Source organism: Flavobacterium chungangense LMG 26729 (assembly GCF_000735715.2).
GTDB classification, from domain to species: domain Bacteria; phylum Bacteroidota; class Bacteroidia; order Flavobacteriales; family Flavobacteriaceae; genus Flavobacterium; species Flavobacterium chungangense.
This window is the reverse complement of the sequence record NZ_JASY01000008.1, coordinates 292,313-317,128: the sequence shown is the minus strand read 5'-3', so window position 1 is coordinate 317,128 and position 24,816 is coordinate 292,313. Positions and strand designations below refer to the sequence as shown.

23 protein-coding genes are annotated in these 24,816 nt (G+C 33.8%); 9 read left to right on the top strand and 14 right to left on the bottom strand.

Annotated elements, in window-relative coordinates; translation table 11 throughout:
* Positions 1-8 precede the first annotated feature (8 nt).
* Complete coding sequence (locus JE46_RS15285) at positions 9-473, bottom strand: hypothetical protein (RefSeq protein ID WP_031456153.1); 465 nt, start codon at positions 471-473, stop codon at positions 9-11.
* Between the two features lie 320 nt (positions 474-793).
* Between JE46_RS15285 and JE46_RS15280 the strand changes: the two genes are divergently transcribed.
* Positions 794-1,672 (top strand): PPK2 family polyphosphate kinase, encoded by an 879-nt coding sequence (locus tag JE46_RS15280; RefSeq protein WP_031456152.1) that lies wholly within the window; start codon positions 794-796, stop codon positions 1,670-1,672.
* A 120-nt stretch (positions 1,673-1,792) separates the two neighbouring features.
* Here the strand turns inward: JE46_RS15280 and JE46_RS15275 are convergent, their stop codons facing one another.
* Positions 1,793-2,311 (bottom strand): hypothetical protein, encoded by a 519-nt coding sequence (locus tag JE46_RS15275; protein ID WP_031456151.1) that lies wholly within the window; start codon positions 2,309-2,311, stop codon positions 1,793-1,795.
* A gap of 489 nt (positions 2,312-2,800) precedes the next feature.
* Here JE46_RS15275 and JE46_RS15270 point away from each other — a divergent pair, with 489 nt between their 5' ends.
* The 4 genes from JE46_RS15270 to JE46_RS15255 all read left to right on the top strand — a co-directional run bounded on the left by JE46_RS15270 (position 2,801) and on the right by JE46_RS15255 (position 6,418).
* Positions 2,801-3,028, top strand: coding sequence for a hypothetical protein (locus JE46_RS15270; protein WP_031456150.1), 228 nt, complete (start codon positions 2,801-2,803; stop codon positions 3,026-3,028).
* Between the two features lie 47 nt (positions 3,029-3,075).
* Positions 3,076-5,016, top strand: a complete 1,941-nt coding sequence (locus JE46_RS15265) for an LTA synthase family protein (RefSeq protein ID WP_031456149.1) — start codon at positions 3,076-3,078, stop codon at positions 5,014-5,016.
* A 236-nt stretch (positions 5,017-5,252) separates the two neighbouring features.
* A complete protein-coding gene (locus tag JE46_RS15260) occupies positions 5,253-6,044 on the top strand; it encodes a hypothetical protein (protein ID WP_031456148.1) in 792 nt (263 codons plus the stop codon).
* Positions 6,045-6,187: 143 nt separating this feature from the next.
* Entirely contained in the window at positions 6,188-6,418 is a 231-nt protein-coding gene (locus tag JE46_RS15255; RefSeq protein ID WP_031456147.1) for a hypothetical protein, read from the top strand.
* Positions 6,419-6,453: 35 nt separating this feature from the next.
* On the opposite strand, the gene meaB is transcribed toward JE46_RS15255, so the two are convergent.
* The 3 genes from meaB to JE46_RS15240 all read right to left on the bottom strand — a co-directional run bounded on the left by meaB (position 6,454) and on the right by JE46_RS15240 (position 8,777).
* Positions 6,454-7,542 (bottom strand): methylmalonyl Co-A mutase-associated GTPase MeaB, encoded by a 1,089-nt coding sequence (gene meaB, locus JE46_RS15250; protein WP_031456146.1) that lies wholly within the window; start codon positions 7,540-7,542, stop codon positions 6,454-6,456.
* 126 nt (positions 7,543-7,668) lie between these two features.
* Positions 7,669-8,310 carry an NAD(P)-dependent oxidoreductase gene (locus JE46_RS15245; protein ID WP_031456145.1) on the bottom strand — a complete coding sequence of 214 codons (642 nt, stop codon included), beginning with the start codon at positions 8,308-8,310 and terminating at the stop codon, positions 7,669-7,671.
* A 59-nt stretch (positions 8,311-8,369) separates the two neighbouring features.
* Complete coding sequence (locus JE46_RS15240; protein WP_031456144.1) at positions 8,370-8,777, bottom strand: RrF2 family transcriptional regulator; 408 nt, start codon at positions 8,775-8,777, stop codon at positions 8,370-8,372.
* 172 nt (positions 8,778-8,949) lie between these two features.
* Here JE46_RS15240 and JE46_RS15235 point away from each other — a divergent pair, with 172 nt between their 5' ends.
* The 3 genes from JE46_RS15235 to JE46_RS15225 all read left to right on the top strand — a co-directional run bounded on the left by JE46_RS15235 (position 8,950) and on the right by JE46_RS15225 (position 11,729).
* Positions 8,950-10,032 carry a serine hydrolase domain-containing protein gene (locus tag JE46_RS15235; RefSeq protein WP_031456143.1) on the top strand — a complete coding sequence of 361 codons (1,083 nt, stop codon included), beginning with the start codon at positions 8,950-8,952 and terminating at the stop codon, positions 10,030-10,032.
* Positions 10,033-10,070: 38 nt separating this feature from the next.
* Positions 10,071-10,982 carry an AEC family transporter gene (locus JE46_RS15230; protein WP_031456142.1) on the top strand — a complete coding sequence of 304 codons (912 nt, stop codon included), beginning with the start codon at positions 10,071-10,073 and terminating at the stop codon, positions 10,980-10,982.
* Between the two features lie 108 nt (positions 10,983-11,090).
* On the top strand, positions 11,091-11,729 hold the full coding sequence (locus JE46_RS15225) for a peroxiredoxin (RefSeq protein WP_031456141.1): 639 nt from the start codon (positions 11,091-11,093) through the stop codon (positions 11,727-11,729).
* A gap of 121 nt (positions 11,730-11,850) precedes the next feature.
* On the opposite strand, the gene JE46_RS15220 is transcribed toward JE46_RS15225, so the two are convergent.
* The 5 genes from JE46_RS15220 to JE46_RS15200 all read right to left on the bottom strand — a co-directional run bounded on the left by JE46_RS15220 (position 11,851) and on the right by JE46_RS15200 (position 18,507).
* Positions 11,851-14,088 (bottom strand): cation:proton antiporter domain-containing protein, encoded by a 2,238-nt coding sequence (locus JE46_RS15220; protein ID WP_031456140.1) that lies wholly within the window; start codon positions 14,086-14,088, stop codon positions 11,851-11,853.
* A 278-nt stretch (positions 14,089-14,366) separates the two neighbouring features.
* Entirely contained in the window at positions 14,367-15,713 is a 1,347-nt protein-coding gene (purB, locus tag JE46_RS15215; protein WP_031456139.1) for an adenylosuccinate lyase, read from the bottom strand.
* A 77-nt stretch (positions 15,714-15,790) separates the two neighbouring features.
* The gene (locus JE46_RS15210; protein ID WP_031456138.1) at positions 15,791-16,483 is read right to left on the bottom strand and encodes a sterol desaturase family protein; all 693 of its coding nucleotides are present in this window, start codon (positions 16,481-16,483) and stop codon (positions 15,791-15,793) included.
* A complete protein-coding gene (locus tag JE46_RS15205) occupies positions 16,480-17,181 on the bottom strand; it encodes an SIR2 family NAD-dependent protein deacylase (RefSeq protein WP_031456137.1) in 702 nt (233 codons plus the stop codon). The genes JE46_RS15210 and JE46_RS15205 overlap by 4 nt, the downstream gene beginning before the upstream one ends.
* Before the next feature lie 15 nt (positions 17,182-17,196).
* Positions 17,197-18,507 (bottom strand): BNR repeat-containing protein, encoded by a 1,311-nt coding sequence (locus JE46_RS15200; RefSeq protein WP_031456136.1) that lies wholly within the window; start codon positions 18,505-18,507, stop codon positions 17,197-17,199.
* Positions 18,508-18,671: 164 nt separating this feature from the next.
* Here JE46_RS15200 and JE46_RS15195 point away from each other — a divergent pair, with 164 nt between their 5' ends.
* Positions 18,672-19,328, top strand: a complete 657-nt coding sequence (locus JE46_RS15195) for a TrmH family RNA methyltransferase (protein ID WP_031456135.1) — start codon at positions 18,672-18,674, stop codon at positions 19,326-19,328.
* On the opposite strand, the gene JE46_RS15190 is transcribed toward JE46_RS15195, so the two are convergent.
* From JE46_RS15190 to JE46_RS15175, 4 genes are all read right to left on the bottom strand, one after another.
* On the bottom strand, positions 19,325-20,053 hold the full coding sequence (locus JE46_RS15190) for an LVIVD repeat-containing protein (RefSeq protein WP_031456134.1): 729 nt from the start codon (positions 20,051-20,053) through the stop codon (positions 19,325-19,327). The genes JE46_RS15195 and JE46_RS15190 overlap by 4 nt on opposite strands.
* Before the next feature lie 113 nt (positions 20,054-20,166).
* On the bottom strand, positions 20,167-20,655 hold the full coding sequence (locus JE46_RS15185; protein ID WP_031456133.1) for a hypothetical protein: 489 nt from the start codon (positions 20,653-20,655) through the stop codon (positions 20,167-20,169).
* A 239-nt stretch (positions 20,656-20,894) separates the two neighbouring features.
* The gene (locus JE46_RS15180; protein ID WP_031456132.1) at positions 20,895-22,493 is read right to left on the bottom strand and encodes a PepSY-associated TM helix domain-containing protein; all 1,599 of its coding nucleotides are present in this window, start codon (positions 22,491-22,493) and stop codon (positions 20,895-20,897) included.
* Between the two features lie 133 nt (positions 22,494-22,626).
* Positions 22,627-24,786 carry a TonB-dependent receptor gene (locus JE46_RS15175; protein WP_031456131.1) on the bottom strand — a complete coding sequence of 720 codons (2,160 nt, stop codon included), beginning with the start codon at positions 24,784-24,786 and terminating at the stop codon, positions 22,627-22,629.
* Positions 24,787-24,816: the final 30 nt, after the last annotated feature.

Sequence of the window (24,816 nt, the reverse complement as noted above, 5' to 3'; positions counted from 1 at the left end):
TTTTTGGTTTATTTTTTATTGATTAATTTTAATGTCTGCTGATTAATAATTTGTTTTATTTTTTGAAGTTCATTAGTGGAAACGCATCCTCCAACACTAATATATACTAAATTATTATCGTCAGTAATATTTTGGTTTTGCTTTTCAGCTTCATCTGAGCTATCCAATCCACTGATTAGATATACTGGAGTTCCTTCATCGTAAAGCAGATTAGTAATCTCAATAGCTCTCTTTAGTATAGCATCCTGAGTATCTTTCTTATTTTCCGAGTATTCAAAACCTATTGTACATTCTAAAAGACTGCAAAATGATAGTGCTTTTAATAGCAGTTGATTTTCTGTTTCAGGAATTTGTTTTAAGCTCTTGAAACATTTGCCGTAAACTTTATGGTGAAATTTTTGGTCAGGGTCATCATTTTGACTGAAGACCTGAATTCCTAATAAAAGTAAAAGTATTAGAAAGTTTTTTTTCATCACGTAGATATAAAATTATGAAAGTGAAAGTTGTTTTGAAAACCAATGCCTAGCCCTGATAGTAATGAAAATACTTTGAAAAGAAAATGTGTTTTTTCCTGACAGAACGAAGCGACCAGCGGAAGCTTTGTTATGGTTTTGGAAAAAAGCATTTTATTGAAAAGTATTGCAATGAATAGCAGGAATATGCTTCGTAAAAATAGTATATTTACTTGTATAAAACTTAGAAATATGAAATCGCCACTGATAGAATCTTTGTGTAAACAAAAACAATTAAAGGCGATAACATATGTGACCAATAATAATTAAAATTAACACATATGAAATCAATAGACCCGAATGATTTTAAAGTTACAGATAAAATAAAATTATCCAGGATTCCGACTTTGCTTAATATCGAAGCTAATGATGATGAAAAAGAAGAAAAATTGGATAAGGTTCAAGCGAAATTGAGTGATTTGCAGGATGTCATGTATTCACACAATAAATATGGGGTTTTAATTTGTCTGCAGGGAATGGATACTTCAGGAAAAGACAGTTTGATTAGAGAAGTTTTTAAGGAATTTAATCCGCGTGGTGTTGTGGTACATAGTTTTAAAACACCCAATTCGACTGAGTTGGAACACGATTATTTATGGAGACATTATATTGCTTTGCCGGAAAAAGGGAAGTTCGCTATTTTTAACAGAACGCATTATGAGAATGTTCTGGTAACACGTGTACATCCTGAGTATATTTTGGGAGAGAATTTACCCGGAATCAATTCGGTTGAAGATATTACACCAAAATTCTGGAAAAACAGAATTGAGCAAATCAATAATTTTGAAAAGCATATTACGCAAAATGGAACCATTGTGATGAAATTTTATATGCATTTGAGTAAAGAAGAGCAAAGAGAACGTTTGTTACGTCGTTTGGAAGAAGAAAAGCACCATTGGAAATTTTCGCCAGGAGATCTAAAAGAGCGTGAACACTGGAAAGAATACATGCAATATTATGAGAAAGCCATTAATAAAACTTCAACAGATTATGCACCCTGGTATGTAATTCCGGCAGATGACAAGGAAATGGCCCGTTATATTGTAGCGAAAATTATCTGGGAGGAAATGCAAAAATATACGGATATTAAAGAACCTGAACTTGATGATAAGATTAAAGCAAATATCGCAATGTATAAAAAAGAGCTTGGAGAGAAATAGAAAATATAATGATTGGATAATTCTATTTCTTTTTTATTGTACAAACAAAAAACTAAACCCGACAGATTATTAAAATCCATCGGGTTTACCAAAAAAAATAAAAATAACTTGAATTTAGTTTTACAATTCAAAACCATATGCTACTCGTAGTGCAACCTGATTGGTATTGAATTTGTCATAATCTTCATATCTTAAACTGATATCAATATGTTTTCCGGCATATCCAATACTTGGAGCCCATAAAATAGAGGTTTCATTATAATTATTAGTTACAGCAAAACCCGCACCAATTTCTCCCATAACATAAAACTGATCTTCCCATACGAATGCTTTAAAACCGGCTTTTGCAGGAATAAAACCTAAATCAGGAACATCGTCACCAACAAATAAGTTAGTAAAACCGGTTGTTAATGTTAGCGAGGTTCTTTTAGATAAATCATATTGAAGTCTTACATCTCCACCAAGAGCCCAGTCATAATCATCTCCATCGGTTGGGATTCCTCCACTTACTCCAAATCCTAATTTGAATTTCTGATCATAATTTTGTATTTCATCATTCTGCTGCGCAGTTGAGGTCGTCGTGTAAAGCATTGCAAAGACTGCAATAAATAAAATTCGGATGTTTTGTAAATTTTTCATGCGTGTATTTTTTTAATTACTATGTTGTAAAATTAGTTTTGAGGTACTGCTATGTCGTTATATAATTTTTCGAAATCGTTACATAATGTAAATATTGTTAAAATTCAGGCAATGCATTATTGGTTGTAATCCCTTGGTTTTACTGGTTTTTTCGGTTTTATTCAAAAATATACTGGAGCCTTTTTATTCTTTCATTTTTGATGAAATGTTAAAATTAAGTAAGTATTTTATTGCTTTTAGAAGAACAAATCTATTAAGCTAGCTTCGTATTTCGGCATAATCCAAAGCATCTGATTATCTTTGCAGGCTAAAAAGAGTAAAGATAAATTTAAAGCACATGGAAAGCCACAGGTGTTATGGATTGGACTTTTGTCGGGATTAACTTCTGCTGCAGTATTTTTATATATTCACTTTCATTATCTAACAAAAAAATTAATCAATAATTAAGATTCAAATACCTAAATTTGAACCATAAAAAATACACTAAACATGGAATTACCTAAATTTTTACTTGGAGACAATACAGATTTTCCAGACGATATTTTTATCATTCATCTTGATTATCCTCGATTTATTATCAATTTAAAAGATGATGAGGTTGAGTTTTTAGAAGAAGCCGAGGATCTTGATGAAGCCGAATTGAATGCAGAAATGGAAGGTTTAATTGAAAAGGCAAATAATTTTTACGACAGAGAAATAAATCGTTACGAAGAGTAGAGATGCACTGTTGTGCGTCTCTATCCGGGACCAATTAAAATTTTCCAATGAAAAAAATACGTTTTTTAAAACCCGTTTTAAATTTCATTTTAATCGGATTGCTGATTACTACTTTAAGTAGAATATTTTTATTTTTTATTTTTAAAGACAGAGTAGTTGAAACACCTAATTTCTGGTATATTTTCCCAATCGGTCTTCGAATGGATTTGATATTACTATGTTATTTGTCTTTCCTTCCGGCGCTTTTAATTACTTTTTTGCCTAATAAATGGTTAAAGTTTACTAACTCGTTTTTGGTAATTTATAGTTTTCTGTTTCTGTTTCTGATTCTTTTTGTAGAATTGGCTTCTCCGGATTTTGTAAAACAGTACGATACACGTCCGAATAAGATTTTCCTTGATTACCTGATTTATCCTAAGGAAGTTGTCGGAATGCTTTTAAAAAGTTATCTGACTTCTATTATTGTTACTTTCCTGATTTTAGGAGTAGTTATTTATTTGGCTTTCAAAAAAGGAAAAAAAATCTTCTATACAACCAGTACAGAATACAAATTCAAATTAATAGTTTTTCCGTTAGTGGCATTTTTATTGTTTTTCGGAGCCCGTTCAAGTCTGACTTCAAAACGCCCGATTAATGCCAGTAATGCTGTTTTTTCTACAGATCAGCTAACGAATACTTTAGGTTTAAATTCTTTTTACACCGTTGCTTTTGCCGCTTATTCGATTAAAAACGAAGGAAACACCAAGATGTATGGCAAAATGGAGGAAGCCGAAGCCATTGCTCGTGTAAAAAAATACATGATTGCGGGACCTAATGATTTTACAGATGCAGAGATCCCGTTTCTACATGTGCAGCAGCCTGATTCTGTTTTAAAGAAACCTTATAATCTGGTGATATTTCTTCAGGAAAGTTTAGGTGCAGAATATGTTGGAATCCTTGGAGGTAAACCTTTAACTCCGGAGTTTGATAAATTGTCTAAAGAAGGTTTGCTATTCACCAATTTATATTGCACAGGAACAAGAAGTGTCCGCGGAATTGAAGCGGTTGTAACCGGATTTTTGCCTTCACCTTCAGAAAGCGTAGTAAAACTTGGAAACTCGCAACAAGGTTTTTTTACTTTGGCGGATGCCTTAAAACATAAAGGTTACGATACAAGTTTCATTTATGGCGGAATGGCAAACTTTGATAATATGGCGTCGTTTTTCAACGGAAACGGATTTGAAGATATTGTAGATCAGGAAGATTTTGAATCCGATGGAAATAAATATGCTTTCAAAGGAACCTGGGGCTATTCTGATGAAGATTTGGTGATCAAAGCGAATAATTATTTTAAATCAAAAGGAGATAAACCTTTCTTTTCATTGATGTTTTCAACTTCAAATCATGAACCATTTGAATATCCTGCCGGAAGAATCAAACCTTATGACAAGAAACCTGCAACGGTTAATAATGCAATGAAATACGCTGATTTTTCGATTGGTAAATTCTTCGAAATGGCTAAAAAAGAAGCGTATTTCAAAAACACTATTTTCATTGTTATTGCCGATCATAATACAAGAACATACGGAAAAAATTTAGTACCAATCAATAAATTTCATATTCCCGCTCTAATCTTGGGTCCTGGAGTTCCAAAAGGAGTTTCGTATAGTAAATTGGCCAGTCAGATTGACATTCCGCCAACGTTATTAAGTTATTTGGGACTTTCGTTTGAAACGCCAATGGTGGGTAGAAATTTAAATCAGTTGGATGCAAAAACGCAGGGAAGATCGATTATGCAATTTAATGATATCAATGCATTCAGAGTCGAAAATCAGGTTGTAATTATGCAGCCAAATTTGAAACCGCTTCAATTTGAAATCAAAAATGATACAACTTTGATCCCTGTAAAATTAAACGAAGAATTAGCAAAAGATGCTTTGGCACATGTTATAACCGCTGGTAATTTGTATAAAGAGAATAAATATAAGCTGAGAGAGGTAAAAAAATAATTTGCAACTCATTTGATAATGAAAAGCTGCTAAGGAAGAATGTCTTCTTCTTTAGCAGCTTTTTTGTTTTAGCATCAGAATTTTAAATAATAACAAAATCATAATTTATATGAAATTGTTGTAACTTTAATGGTTTGATTTTTAGTTTCTTATAATTCGTTTGCCCTACAAGTAAAATGAGGTAACAAAAAATGAGTTTTGTTTATCTGTTTATAAATGATTAAAACTAAATCGATATGAAAAATCTTAAAACAATCACTTTTACAGCAGTATTTATAATATGTTGTTTAGCAAATGTAAAAGCACAGGAAGGTAAAGTTGTTAAGGAAAAAGCGATTAAATCCGGTTCGGTTTCAGAAAGCACTTTGGATGTATCTGCACAAAAAAGCAGTATAAATGGTATAAATAATGGAATGCCAAACAGGATTTCGATGAATGTTACGGTTGCCAAACAAACCCAGGGAGCAACTTTTGGAGAGAAAGTAAATTCAGGTAAAATAAATGTAACCTTAGTAGAAGGAGGATGTATCGTTCTATTTTCTTCAAATGAAGGATACAAAGTCAATACAGCAAATAAAAGTATAACCGAACTGAGCAAAAGTGAAGCCGCGACTTTTGGCGAAAAAGTCAATCAGGGTTTACACGCGGCTGGGAATGCTGTGTCTCAGGGAGCTTCTTTATTGGGAGGTGCTATGCCGGGTGGTTCTATTATTTCGGCTGCGGTTTCCAGTGTTGGCAATTTAGCTGGAGCTGGAGGAGGAGCGGCAGCAGCTTCTTATGCTCGTACTGGAAAGGCAGAAACACCTGATTCTGAAAATACTATTTTAAAAATTCAGGATAACCAAAATCAAACGGTGTTTGACCTGGCAGATGGCGAATATGAATTGAGTTTCGTTGTTGTCGAAAAAGCAACTTCGGGACTAAAAGATACTTTAAAAACTCAGGTTAGAATGGCTTTTACAATAGAAAAAGGTGTTTTGAAAACCAAACACGATACAGCTAAAAATTCCGTTGGCAATATTCGTTAAAACAAATAATCCTTGGAGCTGCAAAAGGTACTATTTTTCTTTTTGCAGCTTTTTTTATTTTAAAAACAAATATTTTTCTTCCAACAGGGGTAACAAAAAAGGAGCTTTGTTTATCTATTTTAAAATATTAAAACTTAATCATCATGAAAAATTTTAAAACAGTAATTTTTACAACAGCATTCGTATTGTGCTGCTTAACAAACGTAAAAGCTCAGGATACTAAAAATGTAAAAGAAAAAACAGTTAAATCAAATTCGGCTTCAGAGTTGAGAACTACATTAGAAACACAGACTCAAGCTGGTGTTGCATTAGATAAAAGACGTCTGAAAACCAAACACGATACTGCTAAAAATTCTGTAGGGAATATCCGTTGAAAAAATAAAATTTTCTATACGAAAAATAGAAAAGGTTACATTTTTTTATACTTGTCCAATAATAACTGAGCGGCTGCAAAAGGTGATATTTCATTATTTTGCACCGCTTTTTTAATTTGCTCTAATTGCGAAATAATTTCAGGCTGATTGTAAAAATTTGATTTCAACTGTTCATTGATGGTTTCCATCATCCAGAATTGATTTTGTTCTTTTCTTTTCTCCTGAAAGAAGCCATTTTTATGAGTTATTTCAAAATATTGCGAAATTGTTTCCCAAACTTCTGAAATACCATCTTTAGTTATGGCGCTGCAAGTAGTAACTTTTGGTTGCCAGGTTGATTTTTTAACAGGAAATAAATGCAAGGCTCTGCTAAATTCAACTTTGGCCAGATTTGCTTTTTTGATATTGTCTCCGTCAGCTTTGTTGATTACAATTGCATCAGCCATTTCCATAATACCGCGTTTGATTCCCTGAAGTTCATCACCGGCACCTGAAATTTTGAGTAATAAAAAGAAGTCAACCATACTGTGAACGGCTGTTTCGCTTTGACCAACACCAACCGTTTCAATAATAATAGTATCAAAACCTGCAGCTTCACAAAGGATAATAGACTCACGGGTTTTTCTGGCGACACCACCTAAAGTTTCGCCGGAAGCACTAGGTCTTATAAAAGCATTTTTATCTTTTACCAATTCTTCCATTCGGGTTTTATCCCCTAAAATACTGCCGTGAGAAAGAGAACTACTTGGATCTACCGCTAAAACGGCGACTTTTTTTCCTAATTGCGTCAGGAAAGTTCCAAAAGCCTCAATGAAAGTGCTTTTTCCAACACCCGGAACACCTGTAATTCCTATTCGGATGGATTTATTGGCTTGAGGCAGACATCCTTTAATAACTTCATTTGCTTTTTCAGTATGTTCTGGATTTGTGCTTTCGATTAAAGTAATAGCACGGCTTAGAGCTGTTCGGTTTCCAGAAAGTATTCCTGAAATCAATTCGTCAGCGGATGGCTGTTGCCTGCGTTTGTTTTTAATTTGGCTGATTGCCGAAGCATTGGTGATTTCGGGAGATGAAATTCCAGCCTTTTCGTTTAAACTGCCGGCCTGCTTATTTGAACTTGACAAAACACATTTTTTAGAATGGTAAAAGTACTGAAAACAAAAACAGTTTCAAAAGCAGAAAATTGCCTAGGAAACTGTTTTTTGTTAAAACACGAATTAATTGTCTCACTTTTAAATTCTGAGTTTTGATTAATATCCTGCAGTAAATCGAACCTGATGGTGTTTTGGAGTTTCGATTTCATCAGCAATTACAACCGCTAAATCTTCTACAGATAAAATGCTTCTTTGTTCGTCATTAAAAACTGGGTTTTCCAGCCCTAAACGGTATTTTCCGGTTCTTCCGGTTTTGGTTCCCTGATGCATTTCAAAAGCAGGACTAAAAAATGCCCAATCCAGTTCTTTTTCTTCTTTTATAATTTCTAAATAATGTCTCGCTGCATTTGCACCATCAAAAATTTCTTTCGGGAAATCAGGAGTGTCAATTGCTTGTAAACCAGGTGCCACAAACAAGCTGCCGGCACCTCCAATTGTGATGAAACGTTTTACGCCAGATTGTTTTACAGCAGTCTGGATTGCTTTTGATCCTCTAATGGAATCATCATAAATGTTTGGATTTGTCCAACCCGGATTAAAGGCATTCACTACAACATCATGACCTTTTAAAGTTTCTGCCAATGAGTCAATATCATAGACATCAGCAGCAATCCACGTCGCATTTGCAGTATCTTTTGGAGTTCTTGCTATGGCAGTAACTTCATGTTTTCTGTCTGCTAATTCATTTAAAATGGCTGTTCCAACGAAGCCCGTAGCTCCAATAATTGCGATTTTCATAGTATATAAATTTATTTAGTAATAAAAAAAGTTACAGTTTTGGTTAAAAAAATGGTTTTTTAAAATTGGGTCGAAAAATCTTCCAGAGAAATATTTTCTAATTGTTGACAGACTTTCTGATTCATTTCTACGTATAATGCATCGAGATTCTGATTTATTTTTTTTCCAACAGGACAATCCGGATTAGGCTGATTTTTAGCATAACCCAAACCGATGTTTTCAAAAGTCATTTCAAATATTTCTTTTAAAGTTATATTTGAAGCTGCTTTAGATAATTTTGTCCCTCCATTTTTGCCTTCTTTGCTTTCTACAATATGATGTGCTTTTAGGTTTGCAATTTCTTTTCGGACCAAAACAGGGTTCAGGTTCATACTTCCTGCAATAAACTCAGATGATAAATAATCATTGGGGAATTTAGTGAGCAAAGTAAGAATGTGAACCGAGATGGCAAATTTACCTGATAGCATACTGTAATAAATTATATTACAAATATAGGGCTTTTTTTAAATAAAAAATAAATTTAACTAAAAATTAGTTTTCGAATCTAGAAAAAGAAGGACATAATTAAAAGGAAAGAGTTCGGTTTGTACTTTTTTTTATTACTAAATTTGTGCAAATGCTACTTTATAAATTGGTAAAATGAGAAACAAATTGGTTTTCCTGTTTTTTTTAAGTCTGTCTGCTTTTATTCAGGCTCAAAATCATATTCGATTTGCTGATTCAATCCGTAAAGCAAATAATATTCCCGAAATAAGCTATGCTGTATTAACTGCAAATAAAGTTTTGGAGATTAAAGCTTTGGGTTTTCATTCAGTAGCTTTAAAAGATTCTGCGACTTTAAAGGATCGTTTTCATATTGGTTCAAATACAAAAGCCATGACAGCATTTATAGCTGCTAAATATGTTGAAAAAGGAAAGTTGAAATGGAATACAAAATTCTTCGATTTATTCCCTGATTTAAAAAAAACTTCCAAACCTCAATATTATAATATTACATTACAGGATTTATTGTCTCATAGAGCACGAGTTCAGGCTTTTCAGGGAGAAAATGATACAATAATTCCAGAGTTTAAAGGAAATGCTCAGGAAAAGAGAAATAAGTTTGGAGCATTTGTCCTGACTTTGAAACCGGTTGAACTTAATTTAGAAATGAAATATGTTTATTCTAATGCAGGATATACTTTGGCAGCAATGATGTTGGAGAATATTACGGGAAAAAGCTGGGAACAATTGGTTAATAAGGTTTATAATGATGATTTAAAAATGAAAGTAAAACTTTCGTGGCCGGAAAATCAGCTTGCTAATGATACCTGGGGGCATTCATTTGAAGATAATAAACTTGTCCCGGTTCCTTCAAATACAGATTATCATTTGGATTTTACAGAACCTGCAGGAGATATAAATCTTTCACTCGGGGATTATATAAAATTTATTCAGCTTAATATTCAGGGGCTTCAAGGGGAAAATAATTATTTGAAAGCCCGTACTTATGAAATGATTCATAAAGGTATCGAAGATTATGCATTTGGATGGTTTAACAGCTATGAGAATAATCAGGATTTCTCTACACATGCCGGAACTGCCGGAACATATTATTCCTTAGTTTCTATTGATAGAAAAAATAATATTGGGTATATCATATTTACCAATTCTTTTAACGAAGCTACAGTTAATGGGGTTAGGTTCTTAATGAGAAAATTAAAGAAAGATTATACAAATTAAAAATCCTAATACGAAGCGATGAGCTTTCTATAAAGTTTATGAACAACTTTATTTTAATATTCTTTTTTTTATTTTTAGGATTGCTTTTGCAAAAAGTGAAAGGTTTTCCGTCTAATACATACAAGGTTTTAAATAAAATTGTCATTTATTTATGTCTTCCTGCTATCACCTTATATCATATTCCGAAAATAAAATGGAGCAATGAATTATTGTTTCCAATAGGAGCGGGCTGGATTACTTTTATTCTGGCATTTGTGTTTTTTCATTTTTTAGGAAAGAAATTAAAATGGTCCAATAAACTCATTGGCTGTTTGATTTTAACTGCAGGATTAAGCAATTCATCATTTTTAGGTTATCCTATAATTGAAGCTTTGTTTGGAAAAAAAGGATTAGAAACAGCAGTTTTGGTAGATCAGCCCGGAACATTTGTAATGGTTTCAACATTAGGGGTTTTTGTAGCTGCATTTTATTCTAAAGGGAGTCCCGATACGTTGAGCATCATCAGGAAGATACTCTTATTTCCTCCGTTCATCATGTTTGTTCTGGCCTGTTTAATGAATGTATATGACTACGATTTAGATTTGAATATTCAATCTATTTTATTGAAAACAGGAAGTTTTGTAACCCCTCTTGCTTTATTATCGGTAGGATTACAGTTGAGTTTTGATCGTAAAAGCCAACATTGGAAATTTTTACGTCTGGGACTTTTCTTCAAACTTATTCTGGTTCCATTTGTCCTTTTAGTTATATATGTCTTTATTTTCAACCAGCATTCTGAGGCTATAAAAATCACGATAATGGAAACTGCTATGGCACCCATGATTACGGGTGCGATTCTGGCTTCGACTTATGGTTTGAAGCCAAAATTAAGCAGCATGATGATTGGTTTTGGGATTCCGGTTTCTTTCCTAACCCTTGCAATTTGGTACTTTATTGTCAGTTTAATTTGATTATGAATTAATTATATAGGGAAAATAGAATTTTAACTAATTTTTAAATAATGATTGTATTCTGAATGTATTTTTTAGTTAATTTTAGAGTAACTAAAAAATATAATTATGTCAACATTAAGATTAGGCGATATAGCTCCGGATTTTCAGGCAGAAACTACGCAGGGAACTATTAATTTTCATGAATGGTTGGGAGATTCATGGGGTGTTTTATTTTCGCATCCTGCAGATTTTACCCCTGTTTGTACAACTGAATTAGGAACAGTAGCGAATTATGTTCCGGAATTTACAAAAAGAAATACAAAGGTTATCGCTTTGAGTGTAGACGGTTTACAGTCACATTTAGAGTGGATCAAAGACATTAACGAAACTCAAAATACAACAGTTAATTTTCCAATTATTGCTGACGAGGATAAAAAGGTAGCGAATTTGTATGATATGCTTCACCCAAATGCAAGCGATAAATTTACAGTGCGCTCTGTTTTTGTAATTGGATCTGATAAAAAAATCAAACTTACCTTAACGTATCCGGCTTCTACAGGAAGGAATTTCGATGAGTTACTTCGTGTAATAGATAGTTTACAGTTAACGGCAAATTATAGCGTGGCAACTCCGGCTAACTGGAAAGATGGTCAGGATGTGGTGATTTCACCGGCAGTTCCGGATAGTGATATTCCGGCAAAATTCCCAAAAGGACATACACCAATCAAACCGTATTTACGTTTGACACCACAGCCAAATAAATAAGCTTTTTTTGAGCTTCTAAGATACTAAGGTGCTAATTTTCCAAGATCATAATATTGGAAAATTAGCACCTTATAAGTTTATTGTCATTAGGAAAAACTTAGCAACTTAGTATCTGAGCTTCTTAGTGGGTTTTTAGCAACTCAGCCATCTTCTTCTTGTCACCAACTACCCAGATAATATCATTTTGCTGTAAAATCAAACTGGACTCAGGATTTAGGATTCGGTTTCCGTTTCTTTCGATTCCAACCACCATTCCCCCTGTTTTTCCTCTAAACTGACCAATGCTTTTTTCCATAAAGTCTTCATTAGAAACTTCCAGCTGACGCAGTACGACTTCAGATTCTTCTATATTTTTAGCAGCTTCAATTTCATTCTGGTTCAAATAATTAGTAAACTCAGTAATTTGGGCATCGGTACCAATTACTGAAATTTCGTCTCCTGGAAATAAACGTTCGGTTTTAGTCGGAATCGAAATTGTGACTTCTCCACGTCTGATGTACGCAATATTAATTCCCATTGATTCTCTAATACGTAATTCTTCTAATGTTTTTCCGGCAAGGTTCGATTCTTTTCCAATATCAAAAATAGACATGTGACCGTCCCAGGGCATTAAGTTGGCATATCTTCTGTCTATCTTTTTGTTTTCGCGGTCATTTAAATTTTTCAAAAAGTGATTTTCGATTTTATGATATTGTTCGTTTAATTTTTTAGGAAAAATTTGATAAGCTCCAATCGCAATTATCAATGCAATAAAAGCGACTAGGGGAGAGAAGAAAATATTCAGTAAAAATCCAACGAAAAATAATCCCAAACTCATTCTAATTAAAATAAGCATCAGGAGAGCCCCGCGATATTTGCGTTCTTCCCATAATCTTTCAACCTCTTCAACTTTGACACGACGCAGGGAAAGTGCCCATAAAAACGGAGCGATTATAACCAAAGTTAATAAAGCTGCCAATGTATTTCCAAAACGTGTATCGGCTACTAAAGGCGCTACAAATTTGGATGATAATAAAACAATTGCAGTAATGATTATGGTATGAAGAATAATTTGGGTTATCGAAGAGCGCAACACAATCTGCCAGGTACTTACGGATTTAATTGCCTGAGCATTTACGCTGTAACGGTTAATGTTTTTTACCCATTTTTTCGGCATCTTTTGTTCTAAAGCTAACGCAAACGATTCAGAATATTTAATTAAAAAAGGTGTGGTAAAGGTTGTGATGGCAGAAACGGCTACAATTATAGGATACAGGAAACCACTTGTAACTTTAAGTGTCATACCAAGTGTGGCGATGATAAAAGAGAATTCTCCAATTTGCGCCAGACTCATTCCCGTTTGTACAGATTGTTTCAAAGGCTGGCCTGATAATAATGCGCCAAATGAAGAACTGAATGCTTTTCCAAAAATAGTTACCAGCGTGATAATCAAAACAGGAAGTGCAAAATCAACTAATGTTCCCGGATTAATTAACATCCCTACAGATACAAAGAAAACGGCTCCAAATAAGTCTTTTACAGGCTGAATCAAATGTTCAATTTTTTCTGCCTGAGTAGTTTCTGCAATAATAGAACCCATTATAAAAGCCCCAAGAGCAGGAGAAAATCCAACATTTGCAGCAAAAATCACCATCATCAAACACATGGCCAGTGAAATGATGAGCAGCATTTCATCTGTTAAAAGATGTTTGGCTTTTTTTAGAATGGTCGGAATAATAAAGATTCCGCCCAAAAACCAAATAATTAAAAAGAAAATTAGTTTTAAGACAGATTGTAATAGTTCTCCACCTGATACTTCATTACTTACAGCGATAGTAGATAACAAAACAAGCATTAAAATCGCAACAATATCCTCAACAATCAGAGCTCCGAAAACAATTCCAACGAATTTTTTTCCTTTAACACCTAATTCGTCAAACGCTCTGATAATAATAGTTGTGGAAGAAATCGAAAGCGTTGCCCCAAGAAAAATACTGTCCATTTTGTTCCAGCCCATCCATTGTCCGACACAATAACCAATGAGTGTCATGAATGCAATCTGCGTTATAGCAGTGACAGATGAGGTTCCGCCAACCTTCATTAGTTTCTTAAAACTAAATTCGAGTCCCAAACTAAAAAGCAGAAATATAACTCCAATTTCAGCCCAGACTTCAACACTTTTCATATCAGTTATCGAAGGAAAAAAATCAAAATGGTTTCCGGCTAAAAAACCTGCAATCAGGTAGCCCAAAACCAGAGGCTGTTTCATTTTTTTAAATAACAGAACGGCGATTCCTGCAGTCATCAGGATTAATCCCAGATCACTGATTAAAGGTTGTAAGTGGTGTGTACTTTCGGCAGTGGCGGTTAAGGCAATCATATAAAAAGGCGGTATTTTTTTCAGGATCTTAATTCAGATTTCCATTCGAAGCTTTTATTCAAAACACCTATTTTTAAATAGCGCCAGGAGTTTCCGTTGGGCGCTCTGTATCTAAAAAAAATATGTTTTTTTACAAAAAGCTTTTATTTCAAATGGAATTCACTTAACTGTTATAAAAATAAAAGTTAAGTGAAGTAATCTGCACTGGATTCCGTATTAAATAAAAAAAGCTATCCCGATAAAGATAGCTTTTTTTGACAAAATATTTTAGGTTTTCTTTAAATTCCTGTGTAATTACTAGGAGTTATCTGCATTAATTCTGCTCTGACAGCATCAGAAACTTCTAAAGTTGCGATAAAATTATGAATGGCATTCTTATCAATCGTTTCATTAGTTCTTGTTAAACCTTTTAACGCTTCATACGGATTTGGATATGCTTCGCGACGTAAAATAGTCTGAATCGCTTCTGCGACTACTGCCCAGTTTTTCTCTAAATCTTCCGCAAATTTAGCTTCATTCAAAAGTAATTTGTTCAAACCTTTTAAAGTAGCTTCAAAAGCAATAATAGTGTGTCCTACAGGAACTCCAATATTTCTTAAAACGGTACTGTCAGTCAAATCACGCTGTAATCTTGAGATTGGCAATTTAGCGGCTAAATGTTCAAAGATAGCATTTGCGATTCCTAAGTTTCCTTCTGAGTTTTCAAAATCAATAGGGTTTACTTTATGTGGCATTGCTGATGAGCCAATTTCACCTGCTTTGATTTTTTGTTTAAAATAATCCATTGAAACATACGTCCAGATATCACGGTCTAAATCGATAATGATATTGTTGATTCTTTTTAAGCCGTCAAAAAAAGCAGCAAAATGATCATAATGTTCAATTTGAGTAGTTGGAAATGAATGTTGTAGACCTAAACCAGTTTCAACAAATTTAGTTCCGAATTGTTTCCAGTCAATTTGTGGGTAAGCGACATGATGTGCGTTGAAGTTTCCTGTTGCACCGCCAAATTTTGCTGCAAACGGAATGTTGAACAACAAACGCATCTGCTCTTCTAAACGCTCTACAAAAACCAGAATCTCTTTTCCTAAACGGGTAGGAGAGGCAGGCTGCCCATGCGTACGTGCCAGCATCGGAATGTCTTTCCATTCAACACTTAATTCTTTCAATTTAGAAATCAAAGAAATTAAAGAAGGCATGTAAACCTTTTCAAAAGCTTCTTTTGTTGAAAGCGGGATAGCAGTATTGTTAATATCCTGAGATGTTAATCCGAAGTGAATGAACTCTTTGTATTGTGACAAACCTAATTTTTCAAAAGCATCTTTGATAAAATATTCAACCGCTTTTACGTCGTGGTTGGTTACTTTTTCAGTCTCCTTAATCCAAAGTGCATCTTCAGTAGAGAAATTTTTATAGATGTTTCGTAAACTGTCAAATAAATTTGGATCTACGTCTTTTAGCTGTGGTAAAGGAATTTCACATAAAGCAATAAAGTATTCAACTTCAACTAATACACGATATTTTATTAAAGCTTCTTCAGAGAAGAAAGGTGCTAAATTTTGGGTTTTACTTCTATATCTTCCGTCAATTGGGGATATAGCATTCAATTCGTTTAGAGTAGTCATCGTTATGTTGTTTTTCGAAAGGTGCAAATATAAGGTATTGTTAAAACTTCTGAAAATTACTGAAGCTATATTATGGTTTAAATTATGGTTTTGAAAATTTTATCCCAAATAGTGAAATAGAAACCATAATTACGGGATTCATTTTTATGATGGTCATTATGGAATTTTGTAGTCGAAATCCATTTTGTAAAAGCATTTCTGTACCAAAAATCCGGAAATACATCTGTCTTTAAATGACCAAATATTCCGTACGATAAATTTAAAATGAGGTAAATAATGATGCTCAAATAATTTAACTTTAAAATCGTAATTAAAAACAGCCAGATAAAACCGAATCCTAAAGTTTCAATTGGATGAAGGACATAAAGACTATAAACATTAGTGTCAACATGGGTGTGATGAAGCTTGTGAATAGGGTTGAACCATTTTAAACGATGTGCCAGAAAATGAAAGCAGAACATAAAAAAGTCCATTAAAATGATTAGGAGCAAAGTGTCAAAAAATAGTACCGGAATTGATGCTGAAAAATCTATTTTTAGTATCCCTAAACGATACAATTCGAAACCCAATATTGTTATAATCGTATTGCAAATCAGGGTCGAAAAGACCCATTTGCGGTCTGACTTTTTTAAAACGGTATTTTCAGGCTCAATTATTCTTCCGATTAAAACCGAAATATAGATTAAAACCAAGTTTTCAATCAGGAAGAAAACAGTCAGAGAAGCCAGATTAAATTGGGATAACTCTTGTAGACAGCTTTCAAAAATCATTTTGTCTTTTCTAAATTCAATAATTTTTCTCTCAAATCAGCTACTCCTTCTGAAGCAAATTTTGCGATTGTTTCAACCTTGTTTCTAATATTTGGAATTGCAATTGGCTTCGGATCAATGTAGAAAACCGGCGTAATGCTATAGGTGTAACTGATTAACCCTGCAGCAGGATAAACCTGAAGAGAAGTTCCGATTACGGCAAAATAATCAGCGGTCTCCGTTATGGCAATGGCTTCTTCAAGTGCTGGAACATCTTCGCCAAACCACACAATATGCGGACGGAGCTGGTGTCCGTTTTCATCCAGATCTCCGGTTGCTAAATCCTCTGTCCAGTCTAAAATCAAATCCCGATTTTTGGTACTTCTGACTTTTAGTAATTCTCCATGCAAATGTAAAACTTTGGAACTTCCGGCTCTTTCATGTAAATCATCAACATTTTGAGTAATGATGTAAACATCAAAATCTTTTTCTAATTCGGCTAAAATTTTGTGTCCTAAATTTGGCTCGACTTCTTTAAGCTGTTGTCGTCTTTTATTGTAAAAATCCAAAACCAGTTCCTGATTTTTATGCCATCCTTCGGGAGTTGCTACTTCCATTACGTCATGACCTTCCCATAATCCGTCACTGTCACGAAATGTTTTGATGCCGCTTTCAGCACTTATTCCGGCTCCGGTCAGAACCACTAATTTCTTTTTCATTTTGTTGTATTGCACTTATTTTGGTAATTGATTCACTTCTAGTATTCGCACCATTGTCGGTTCTGATTTTACCAGACCTTCGCCGTCAACCTGATTTACATTCTGAAGAAAGATATGAAGTTTTTTTTGCTTTTCCCAAAGTGAAATATCATAATTAGGTTCCCATTCGCCTATTGAGGTTGTGGTTAAATCTGTTACTTTCCAATTATTGTCTTCGTTTAAATTTGTGTAAGCCATTGAAACTTTGTTTTCTCTTTCGCTATCTCTAAAAAGAAGGTACAAATAACGATTTTTCCCTTCTTCTTTAATCAATAAATCGGGTCTGGAAATCGGGATTTTTTTGGTTCCCCCACCTCCCAAAGAAAAAGGAGTAGTTCGAAAAGCTGTGTTTGTTTTTTTCCAGATGCCATTTTCTAAATAAACAATCTGAAACTGCGGAATAGTATTTTCACTCCAATAGTTAGCAATATAAGGATTTCCATTTTCATCAGCTGTCATCGAAGTTTGGTTGATTAAACTCGATTTTTCCGGAATTTTCCAGGCAATTTCTGCAGATGCGAGAGTTATGGGTAAATTGTATTTTTCTCCATTTGATTTTTCCCAACTCAAACCGCCATCAAAAGAGCGGGCATAACAAATATCGTGATTCGTTGAAACATCCCAGCTTTCTCTCCAAACCCAGGACAGATGTATTGTGCCTTTTGTATCTACTTTTGCCTGCCAGTAAGCACTTCTTTTATCTTCGCCGTTTAATAGATTGCTCTGAATTTGCGACCATTTTTTGTCTTTTACAGAATAGGAATTAATAATCATATTACCTCTTCCGGAAGAACCGGATCGGTAAAAGAATAATAAATTCCCGTTAGGAAGATTGTAAAACTCAGGATACGTTACTTTTTGCTCGGCATTGCTGGTCATTGATTCTTCATTACCCAAATCTAAACTCAGGGGTGATTTACTTTTAGCATATCGAAGTCTGGTGTCATGATGATCCCAGCTTACATGTAAAAAGCCCTCTCCGTCTACAGTTATACTAATACTGTTATGAGCATCTTTTGAATTACCGGAGTAAGGGGTTTTTACGGTTTCCCAAGTGTTGGTATTAAGTTTTCTTTTGCCTAAAACTACTGCACCACTATCATCGTAATAGGCTGTAAACTGAAAGTTTTTAAAAGTAGTTACAGCATTTTTTCTGAATTTAACGGTATTGACAGAATTATTGCTCCATCCATATCCAACAGGAATTTCTTTGGAAGGTTTTGTTGCACAGGCAAAAAGGGTCATGCATAAAGCACACAAAAAGCTTTTGTAAAGATGCTTGATCATTAAGTTTATTTTATGAGGGAGTTAGTAATTAGTAAAAATAACCGATTTCAGGAATAGTACAAATCAAAGCATACCAGTTTTAGATTGGAAAAGCTTTTGAGGGTTCCTGATCATTTTGCCTGATGTTATAAAATATTATTATTTTTGCGCCAAACAAAACCAAAATGATTGATTTAGATTACCTCGTATTTCTTGAAAATATATTAACAGATAACCGCAAAGAGAGATTTTTGAATGTTTTGGCGAATCGTACCAAACATTTCACGATTGCTGTTGAAGATGTTTTTCAGATGCATAATACGAGTGCGGTAATGCGTAGCTGTGAGGTTTTCGGAATTCAGGAATTGAATGTTATTGAGCAGCGTTACGGAAAAAAGATCGATAAAGAAATTGCTATGGGAGCTCAAAAATGGGTTGATATCAATCAATTTGATTCGGTTGCTACTTGTATTTCAACTTTAAAAAATCAGGGATATCAAATTATCGCAACAACGCCTCATGAAAATGACTGCCTGTTGGAAGATTTTGATATAACCAAACCAAGTGCTTTGTTTTTTGGAACAGAAAGAGATGGTTTATCTGAAGAAATTCTGGAGAAAGCAGATGGTTTTCTCAAAATTCCGATGGTTGGTTTTACAGAGAGTCTGAATATTTCGGTTTCGGCAGCGATCATCATTCAGAATTTAACCAACAGATTACGAAATTCAGATATCAATTGGCAATTATCAGAACAAGAAATTTTAGAAAAACGTTTGTCCTGGGCAAGAAATTCGATTAAAGATATTAAACGGATTGAAGCTCGCTATTACGAGGAGCATTAGAAATGTATTTCGCTTAGTAATTTTACATCTTTTATGTTGTTGGAGTTTAATTCGTAATGATAAATTCCGTTATTGCCAATTGCAAATAGAGTATTATTTCTAATTATTACATCAAAACATTCTTTGTCTATCGAATGAACCAATACGGGTTCAGCAGGATTTTGAATATTAAATATTTTTATAACGTCGTCGCAAACCAATAAATAATCGGTATTAAAAAAGCCAATTCCTTTAGGGTGAGCTAATGTTCTGCTATGTATTAATTTTGGATTTTTAAGGTCTTTTGTGTCATAGACCTGTAAGACATTAATATTGTTTCCACAAAAAGTATTTGAATTTAGAGTTACAAAAGAATGAGTGTCGTTGGCTATTACCGGGTCGCAGGCAGTAAAATGCTGAACAGCTGATAATTTAGTAGGGTTCTCAGGGTTTTTGACAGAATAAATAAACATTCCATTTCTAGATCCAACATATAGATTTTCACCATAAGAAAATAAGGTTTCAATGTTAAAACCAATTGGAATTTCGTTAACTTTTACCGGTTTCTCTTTATCTATTAAAGAAAAAACGTTTAGTTTCATTTCATCCACACTATAAAGATAATTTCCTTTTATAGCAAAAACGGCAAGAGAACCTCCTTGCCCGACTTCTCCATTTCCTGATGAATCCGAATCGGAACAGCTAATTAAAAATAAAACAGTGAATACATATATAATTTTTCTCATTTTAAGGATAAGTTTAAAAATTAGCTATTTGAATTTTCAGAATAAAGGGATTAATAAATAAGGGGAATTAAATAAATTATTAAAAACAGCTTTGAATAAAACGTTGAAAGGTATTATTTGATTTCGTTCCAGTCAATTATAATTTCATTTTCACGTGGATTGCCAGAAAAACCATTAGGCGATTTTTTTTGCGGAAAGACATTTTTATTTCTGTTTTTGATGTCCATTTTTTTTGTAAGAGAATTGTATGTTATCGTTACCAGATCTACAGCCTGATTAATGTAAATAATATCATCAATTATAGCCAAATCTGTTGCTCCAGGCACTTTTATAAATTGTAAACGAACAGGATTTTTAGGATCTGAATAATCGTAAACATGAAATCCTTTGTTAACATCATTAATAAACATTAAGTCTCCTTTTATATAAATTTTTCCAGACTTATTAATTGTTTGGGGATTTTCTAATACAATAGATTTTTCAAAAACACTTCTTTGAAGGACTACTGGTTTATATTGATTTTCTTCCCAGGAATTGTTTTCAAGGCGTAAACAGGAAGTAAAGACAAAGGCAATTAACAATAGGAGTAATAATTTTTTCATATGAATTATTTTAATAAAGATAACTAAAATGAGTTATTTTTCTATCAATTTTAAAATTATTGATGTTTTTTTAATGTTAGTATCTGAATTAAACAAATAATTTAAATTTTATAAATTTTTGTAAAATAAAAATACCTACAACTTTTTTAAAATTGCAGGTGTTTGTTTTTGTTATCTTAAATTTTTTCAACTTGGTTTGGCATAAATTAAATCATCCTTTTCATCGCTCGATTTGTGTACTACTTCTTTAAAAACAAAATAAACCCAAGTATACTAACAATTAGTATGGTCAATGCCGCCAAAACCATGGTCAGATCCCGAATGTTTTTTCCTGCCCAGTCCATGAATAAAAATTTATGGAAAATTGCAAACGAATATCCTTCCACTTTATCAGCATTTTTAACAACAGCTGCCAATCTTGAAGTTGAAGTTTCGATGAAATAAGTTGTTTTTTCAGGTGTATCATAAGCCAGTTTTATTACCGGCAGTCTTTTGTTTACAAATCCATATTCCCTGCTTTCAAAATCAGTTAAAACTTTTGATTCTAATAGTTTTATATTTTCAAATGAAGGCTGAGAATCATCTTCGGAAGTATCAATCATTTCGCAACATGAAGCTTTTGGTGCACCATCTGTAAAATAATAAGCTAAAAATTCGGCATATTCTAAATCCAGATTTGGCGAAATTTTATTTGTAGTTGCGTTGATGTAAACGACTTCAGATTTTTGATCTTCACTTTTATTCCATTTAGAATCTGCTTTTGGTTTTTTGAATCTTTTTGTTTGTTTTTCGACTAATTGACAACGATAATAAGTAGTGTCGTTTAGTGTAATAATACTCATGTTTTGAAAACGGCTCCAGTCTAGATTTATGACATTGTTTGCAACAGGAATTTCCTTGGTTTCAAAAGTAGGTTCGTAAACCATTTGGGATAAAGTGTAGGGAGTCCATTTTGTAGTGGCATGATAAGCACCGCTAAAAGCAAAGGTTAATGTAAAAAGCGAAACCCAGATCCCGATTTGGCGATGGTATTTTCGAATTCCCTTTTTGGGTTGTACACTATCTGTTCTTTTGAATTGTTTCCATAATAAACCGTAAATTAAGATACCGCTCAGGGCAGAAAACCCAATGATTGATAACAGGAAAATCATGGTGATAATTCGTACACTGTTGTTTGAAATGGCATCTACAAAGGACCAGTTATGAAAAGTATCGAAAAACCAAATAAACCATTGTCGTGAAGCTGGATTGTAAGTTGCCAGTTTTCCTGAAGAAGTCTCTACATAAACTTCCATAGTGTCCGGGCGATCGAAACTCAATTTGTAAACCGGTAAATAGCGGTTTACATATTTGTATTGTGAAGTAAATTCGGTTACAATTTCACTCTTTTTTACAGTGCTTTTTTGATCATCCAAAAAATATCTCGAAAGCCACTCGGCATATTTCTGGTCTCCGTTTTCCAGCTTTTTTGCATTTGATGCATCAAAGTACAATAAATCACCGGGAATCATTTTTACCTGATAATAAGTGGCATTATTGAATTGAACGATTCTGAAATTTTTAAAATCATTAATAAAGTTTTGTTTCAGTACTTCCTGAATAGAAAAATGCAATTGATTTTTATCAATAGTTTGTTGTTCCAGTTTATCATGGGCAATTTCGGGTTTGAAAAAATGCGCCATGAATGGATGCATTAAACCCGATAATGTCCAGAAAATTACTGGAATAATTGTAATTAAACCAATCACACGATGCCATTTGTACATGTGCTGTTTGATTTTCTTTACGATTTTAGAATCCTTTTTTTTGGATTTTTTCTCTTTTATTTTTTTGCTCATTGTTCCGTTTTTTAGCCCCGATTACTTCACTTGACAATAATTTTAATCGGAGTTCAGTGAATTTCATTTGAAGCGATATCCTTTTGTGGCGGGGTTCGCCACAAAAGATATAGCGTAGAGCGGGATTAGCTAATTATTTTTTTAATGATAAATTATATTGTATTCCGAAAACAAAAGTTCTTGGAGCCGCTGCTGTGTAGGTTGGCTGAGCGTTTGTGATATTCGTTCTCGAAACGTTATACGCGTATAATTTATCGGTTAGGTTCATGACATTTCCATAAACTTCTATGCTTTTCCATTGGTAACCAATTCTGGCATTGAATAAATTATAACCGCCATATTTTACAGTATTGATCTGGTCCTGATAGTAACTGCCTACAAGCTGCCATTCGACAGAAGTCCTTAAATTAGGAAGCCAGTTTGGGTAATAACTTACTTCTGAATTTCCAGACCATCTTGGTGCAGCCGGCATTTCTTTTCCGTTTAAATTCTGTACCGGATCTGATGGTTTGTCTGAAAGTTTAAAATCGATGTAAGTGTGCTGTGCGTAAGTCCCGCCAAGACGAAAATTGAATTGTTGCGACGGTCTATATGAAGCTCCAAACTCAATTCCTTTATGGCGGGTTTCTCCGGCTGAACGATAATCGGTTGAATTATCAGCAAGTTTAATGCTTAAAAGTTCGTTTTTACCTTCCATATAATAAAAGGCATAGTCAAAGTTTAATTTATTTTGAAGGAAAGAAAGCCATCCGCCAATTTCAAAATTATCGAAATCTGCTGGTTTTAAGTTGTAATAAAATTCGGCAGGAACAGCTGTTGTACCACCTGTTCCCGGTTTAGCCCTGAAAATTGAAGTAATTCCGGGAGGAGCAAAACCTTGCGAATAGTTACCGTAAAAGCCTGCAAAATCAAAAGGGTTGTAATTTACTCCAGCCTTAAAAGTCATTTTGCCATAGACTTTGTTTCCTGTAGAATTGTCCAGGGAGTTTTCGTAATCTACTTTCATGTTGTCATAGCGACCGCCCAAAGTAATAACTAATTTTTCTATTGGATTAAAACTCAATTGAGCATAACCAGCTGTGTTGAAAATATCAGCAGAATAATCTGCTAATTTATAGTCAGGGTGTTCTGCAATAATTTCATAAGAATCTACCGTTTGTTTCCCTGCTTCTCCCGAATTTAGATTGGCTTTTAAATTGATTACATAAGACCAGTAAGTTACAGGAGAGTAATCATATAAAGCTCCGGCAACGATTTTAGTATTCAGAAATTCAATTTTTTGAGTATGCTGCCCAATAGCACCATAACTTTTGAAGTTGTTTGAATTGACTTCACCTTTTGCAGTTGTAGGATTGACAGTTGGGCTCCATTTAATTCCGTACGAAGGATTTTGGCCCAGTTTATTATCACGTAAATATCCTGTGATATAACTACTTGAATTGCTGTTCCATTCGTGTTCAAGGGTTAAACGTGTTCTTAAAGCGTCTGATTTTCTATAAGTAAAATCGGTTGTACTTTTGTAAGTTCTGTTATTGAATGCTTCTTCATTCACACTTCCGCTCATGTCAGAGTAATACTTTCCGTACATAGTATTACTAATCAATCGGGTAGAAGGAGAGATATTATAATCAATTCTCGCATTCAGATTGTCTTTATTGTAATCAGAATACGTCATCCATCCGTTTTCCTGTAAACTTGATATTCCGGCAATATGAAAACCAACTTTACCTATCGTTGCACCGCCGGCAGCCTGAATTCTTCTGTAACCGTAATTGTCTGCCTGAACTCCAAACTTAAATTCGGGATCTAAAGGTGGTTTTATTGAAATTAGATTGATAGTTCCGCCAACAGCTTCTGGCCCATACAAAGAAGAAACCGGACCTTTTACAACTTCAATACTTTGAAGGTTAAACTGATTGATCTCTAATAAAGCATTGTGATTGAAAATTCCCATTGGGCGAATTGGCAAGCCGTCTTCCAGATATAAATAATAAGCATTGGTTGTCATAGGCTGACGAATAGACATCATATGCTGTTCGTTTCCTAAATTCACCATTAAAACACCTGGCGTTTTATTTATGATTTCATAAACTGCAGTCGCTTTGGCTTCGTTAATAGTTTTAGCATTCAATTTGCTGATGGCAACAGGGGTTTCTTTTCGTAAAGTTGCCGTACGATTAGCAGTTATAAAGACATTTTCGAGTTCCTGAGATTTTGTTGTGTCTTGTTTCACTTCATTTTGTGCAAGAACACATTGCCCTAGGATGAGTAGGGTAAAGTATATTTTTTTCATTATAAATTATATAAATTTTAAAAGTAACAT